Source organism: bacterium (genome assembly GCA_035703895.1).
GTDB lineage: Bacteria > Sysuimicrobiota > Sysuimicrobiia > Sysuimicrobiales > Segetimicrobiaceae > Segetimicrobium.
Genome location: DASSXJ010000245.1, coordinates 1 through 4,740 on the forward strand (window position 1 = coordinate 1; position 4,740 = coordinate 4,740).

The following is a 4,740-nucleotide window of genomic DNA, read 5'->3' on the forward strand; positions in this document are numbered from 1 at the left end:
TGACCAGGCGGGGGGTGCCTGAGTTCCCATGCCGGGTCAGCAATATCATGACTGCCGCAAAGACCAGCCCGCCGAAGCCCAACAGGCCGGCCTGAATGATCCCCCGCGCACGGGGGTCGCGGGACGCCGTGCCGGTGAGGAAGAACCCCGCCCCGGCAAGCAACAGCGCGCTGCTGATGGCCATGAGGGAAAGCACCTGAGCCGGAGTGACCGCAAGCAGCGACATCTCGACCCAGGCCCGAGCGGTCAGCATCGCGGCTCCGGCGGTCCACCACGCCACGTACCTGGACCGCGTTTCGAAGTACTTGGCGAGAAGCAGGAAGATCACTGCGACGTGAATCCCGAAAGCGATCGCGAGGATCGCCAATGAACGCTCCATGACGGACAGCCTTGTGTGTTAGTTTGTGCCCGAGAGGAAACGGTCCTGCCAGAGCCGGTGGAGGAGAGGCTGTCGGCCGAGCGGGATGACGCCTTGGAGGGCCGCGCGGACGGGCGCGCCGATCAGGCGGCTTCTTGGACGCTGATGAGCGTCGGGTCGAACCCCGCGCTCATGAGGGCCCGCACCAGGTCGCGTGGATCGCGCTGATCCGCGGTCACGATGACCGCGGGGCCACCCTCTTGGGTAATGGTCGTCAGCCCGGTCAGGTGCGCGCCGGTGGGAGCCAACGCCTTGAGGACCTGGGCCACTCCTTCGCCGATGGTCGAAACGGGCACGATCATCCGCGTCCCGGCCCTGCTGGCGCCAAGCAGCTCGAGAAAGGCGTCAAAGATATCGCTTTCGGTGATAATCCCGACGAGATGGCCGTGATCAAGGACCGGGAGGGCCCCCACGCCGAGGTTCCGCATCAGCGTCGCGGCGTGGACGATCGACGCGTCAATTGCGGTCGTGTACGGGCCAGGGGTCATGACTGTGCCGACCGGCGTGTCCGCCTTGCTCTTTTCGTAGAGGTCCTTTTGTGTGACGATCCCCAGTAACTTTCCCTGGTCATCCACGACCGGCATCCGGCGGATTTTGCGAACGTACATCGTTTGCAGTGCATCCTTTGTCCTCGTCGCCGACGTTGCCGTGACCGCTGGGCTGCTCATCCGATCTTTCACGGTCATCGGAGGCCCCCTCCCGTCTCAAACCCGTATTGTCCGCCTTTACGGTACCATCCAGGCACCGGAGCGCCTATCAGGTGTGGGACGTATTCTCGCCCCCGACGCTGGCGAGGGTGCCATCCGCCACACGACCGAGTCACAATCGGGTGCCGATCCGATTCCCATCTGTTCGACACGACGGTATGTATGAAGTGTGGCGTAGGCCCCGGAGGTGACTTCGATGACCTGGTCCCGCTTACGATCGTCGCCGCTCAGATCACCGTTTCAGTGGGATCCGGTTTACGAAATCGAGGAGCTTCGCCGTGCGCTCGAACGAATTGGTGAACGTACCGCGGGGCCCGAGTCCGCCCCGGCGGCCGACTCGGACTTCGTCCCGCAGGTGGGTCTCTACGATGCCGGGGCCGCCTTTGTGGTGAGGGTGGACCTTCCGGGCGTACGGGCGGGGGATGTGGACATCACCGTTCAGGGGAGCACGCTCACCATTTGCGGCCACCGGGATGCAGGCTACCCGAGCGACATGAGCTGCCTGTTCTCCGAACAGTCGGCCGGACGTTTCGCGCGAACGATCGAGCTTTCCGAGGGCGTCGACGTCGACCACATCAAGGCGACCCTGGAACGGGGAGTGCTGGAGATCGTGCTCCCCAAGAACAAGGCGAACGGGGTCAAGAAAGTGGCCGTCACGGTCTGCAAGGGGGAGTAGATCGCTCGGCCGGGATGGCTCCTGCTTCGGGGCACGGACGAAATGGTGCTCACCGCAGGTTTCCCCCCTGCTTTACCTGACCGGCGTTGACGCTGCTCAAAGCACACGACAGTAGCAGCAGAACAGAACTGTGATGGTGCCGGAGTGTGCTTGAGAACGGCTGGGTAATCGCGGTCCTCGCGGGGGTGTCGCTGCTGCCGCTTGGCGTGGCCTTGCTGGGCTTTTTGCGTCTGGTAGTCACCCGGGCGCGCGGCGACGGGGCCGATCATAGCGATGACTGGCGTCGATTGTAAGATCCGCCGTGGCCGGACTAACGCGTCCGTCGCCGTTCTGGACTGCAAGAATCGGATCGGGCTGCGTCGAATCGGCAGGGAGCGGAAGGGCTGGCCCGGGACTAAGCAGAGCTCTTCACCGAGCAATTACGGCCACGCCGGCGCGGGACGGCGGCGCAGCACCGCGGCCAGGCCGTATGCCAGGGCGAGCGCCAGCATGCCCGCGACGATCTCGGGCCAGTGGTCCTCGGACAGCAGCAACCCGTCGAGTCGCACCGAGAGCGCTGCCCCGGGACGCACGGGCCCGCCGGACCATCGCGCGTAGCGCCGTCCTCGTTCGGTAACAATGCCGACGGCATGCATGCCGGTCCCGGAAACCCGGATACCTTGGTCCACGAGCAGCTCCACGTCCGTCGCGCCGTACGGGAACAGCCACTGCAGCGTAGCCGTCCTGGTTCGCGGCTCGAACCTGAACGCATACGCGACCTCCATCGTACCGGGCAGCACCGGGATCGTGTCCGTAATCGTCTCGTGCGCCACCCGGGGGTCGCGCCACCCGCCGACGAATTCGACCGGCTCAGGACCGAACGGAAGCGGGGACACCAGCGGGAGCGGGAACACAAGGGGATCCTCGTCCGTCACCACGACGGCGCGTTCGGTGGCATTGTGCAGACGCTGAATGACGCTCACGCGAAGCCCACGTTGCAGAGGCTCGACGACGGCGAACGCCACGGTCCCTTGCACGGCCAACCGGTCCTCGGTGGGCTCGAATACTGACAGCTCCACGTCGCGCACGGGGACAGCGGGAGTCAGGACGGCGCGAGCCGTGTACGGGACCCCGCCGTATTGGACCTGCACCAGGAACACGCGGAGGCCGCCGAGCGGCAGACGGGGAAACGTGAAGCGGCCCCGCGGATCGGCCGTCGTGTCCCGTGTCGAAGCGGAACCGTGCTCGACGATCTCCAGGCGCACCCGCTGCCAGGCAACCGGATGCGCCGGGGGCGTTTGATCGAGCACGATGCCGCGGATCTCGCCGGTCCTGCTTGTTGCCGCTATGGCTACGTCGCACGCAGCTACGTTCGTGCCGAGGGCCACACACAAAAGGAGGACCGCGCCCGCTGCCCTTCGTGATATCACCGCTTCACGTGGCCGGCCCTCGGTGGGCAGCGCCAGCGTATCGAGCGTCCTCCGACTAGAACGCCCACCACGTGAACAAGAGAATCGTGTCGTTGTCGCTTGCGTTGCGCCCATTCCCATCGTAATTCGTCGTCCCGCCATTAAACTGCAGGTAATGAGTATATTGCAGTCCGATCCGCACATTGAGCCAGGGATAGCCCGGGTCTGTTGTGTCCTTGCCAAAGGGCGTCCAATCGATTTGCGCAATGATGGCCTGCGAATTCGGGCTGCCGTTTGCGCTACCGGTCAGCGGCGCGGGAGCATACAACATGGGGTCTGTACTCCCAAAGGTGCCAGAATACGCCAGGGTGAGTCCATACGTGTTGTGCCAATAATACGAGGCGGCGATGCGGAACTGATTGAGCGAGTTGGCGGCGTTCGCTGATGTGCCGGCGGCGAAGGACGCAGCCAGAGTTTGCTGCTCGAAAAGGATATTGGCGGTGATGGCGAGGGTGTTCGGCCCGAACGTACGCTGGTAGGTGGCGTCGACCCCCCAATCGAGGTAATTATTTTGCAACGACGGGTCTGGGATGCCCGGGATTTGGTTGAGCGGGACATACATCGCCACCCCGCCAACTTCGAGGAAGTTGTCGCCCCACGTGTGTTGATCGGCGACCCGGAAATACGGGGCAACGCCGGAGATGGTACCCAGGCTCGATGGACTGACGCCCATGAAGCTGAGAACGCTCGTGCCCCATGTTTGGTAGACCCCGGCCTCGGCGTAGAGATTGTTATCGTACAAGGCATATAGACTCGCGCCGTATACACTGGTGCCAAGGATGCTGATCGCCGGGCTCGCGCTCGGTACAGGTCCGACGAACGGCGTTAAATAAGGGAAGGTAAAGCCATTATAGAGGGAGTTGTAGGGATCCCCCCCCGACGGCGTATTGGTGAAATCGAAACCCAGCAAGAGCGAGTGATCCCCGAGACTGAGAGGTTTCGTGATCTTGAAATCCGAGGTTGCCTCAGACGCGGTGAACGACACCCCTGGGACGAGAGAGAACCCCAGTTGTTCAAATCCGCCGACGCCAAAGTTGCCATCGAAGGAATGCCCTCCCGCAATATAAAGAGCAGTACCAGTCCCTAGACCGTTGAAAAAGCCATTCGTGCCGTACCCTGCGGGTGCTGTCGGCAGCGCCGTCGCAGTGAATTGGAAGCTCGGTGAAACGACGAGACTGACCGGAATATGCGCCCACGGGCCGGTGCCCCCATCCAGGGTATAGCCGTTCGCTCTGAAAGAGATGCCGAACGGCGTCAGTTGAGGCCCGAACGCGCCGACATGACAGGCGCTGCACGGCAGACCTGTTTGACCCGCGAAAGCAGGCAGTGCATCGGCGGGCCGGATCCACAAGAACGCGATGGCGAGCGCCAGGGTCCCGAGGAGAGCGGCGCGCGGACTAACGAACCAGCGCAGAATGTCGATATCAAGCGCGCCCCGTGTCCAAGAGCACCATCCACGTCCAGACCTGCTAGCCAACGGCCTGCCCCCCC

The 4,740-nt window shown here is 63.7% G+C and carries 5 protein-coding genes; 1 reads left to right on the forward strand and 4 read right to left on the reverse strand.

The features are described 5' to 3' along the window. A partial coding sequence (locus VFP86_16310) for a hypothetical protein (GenBank protein HET9001202.1) occupies positions 1–379 on the reverse strand: 379 nt, incomplete at its 3' end. Positions 380–501: 122 nt separating this feature from the next. Then, positions 502–1,104 carry a CBS domain-containing protein gene (locus VFP86_16315; GenBank protein ID HET9001203.1) on the reverse strand — a complete coding sequence of 201 codons (603 nt, stop codon included), beginning with the start codon at positions 1,102–1,104 and terminating at the stop codon, positions 502–504. Positions 1,105–1,321: 217 nt separating this feature from the next. On the opposite strand from VFP86_16315, the gene VFP86_16320 reads away from it, so the two are divergent. Then, positions 1,322–1,801: an Hsp20/alpha crystallin family protein gene (locus VFP86_16320; GenBank protein ID HET9001204.1), complete on the forward strand. Its 480-nt coding sequence runs from the start codon at positions 1,322–1,324 to the stop codon at positions 1,799–1,801. Positions 1,802–2,220: 419 nt separating this feature from the next. Here the strand turns inward: VFP86_16320 and VFP86_16325 are convergent, their stop codons facing one another. Continuing rightward, complete coding sequence (locus VFP86_16325; protein ID HET9001205.1) at positions 2,221–3,090, reverse strand: hypothetical protein; 870 nt, start codon at positions 3,088–3,090, stop codon at positions 2,221–2,223. A 175-nt stretch (positions 3,091–3,265) separates the two neighbouring features. Continuing rightward, positions 3,266–4,740, reverse strand: a 1,475-nt coding sequence (locus VFP86_16330; GenBank protein ID HET9001206.1) for a hypothetical protein, incomplete at its 5' end; no start/stop codon positions are given.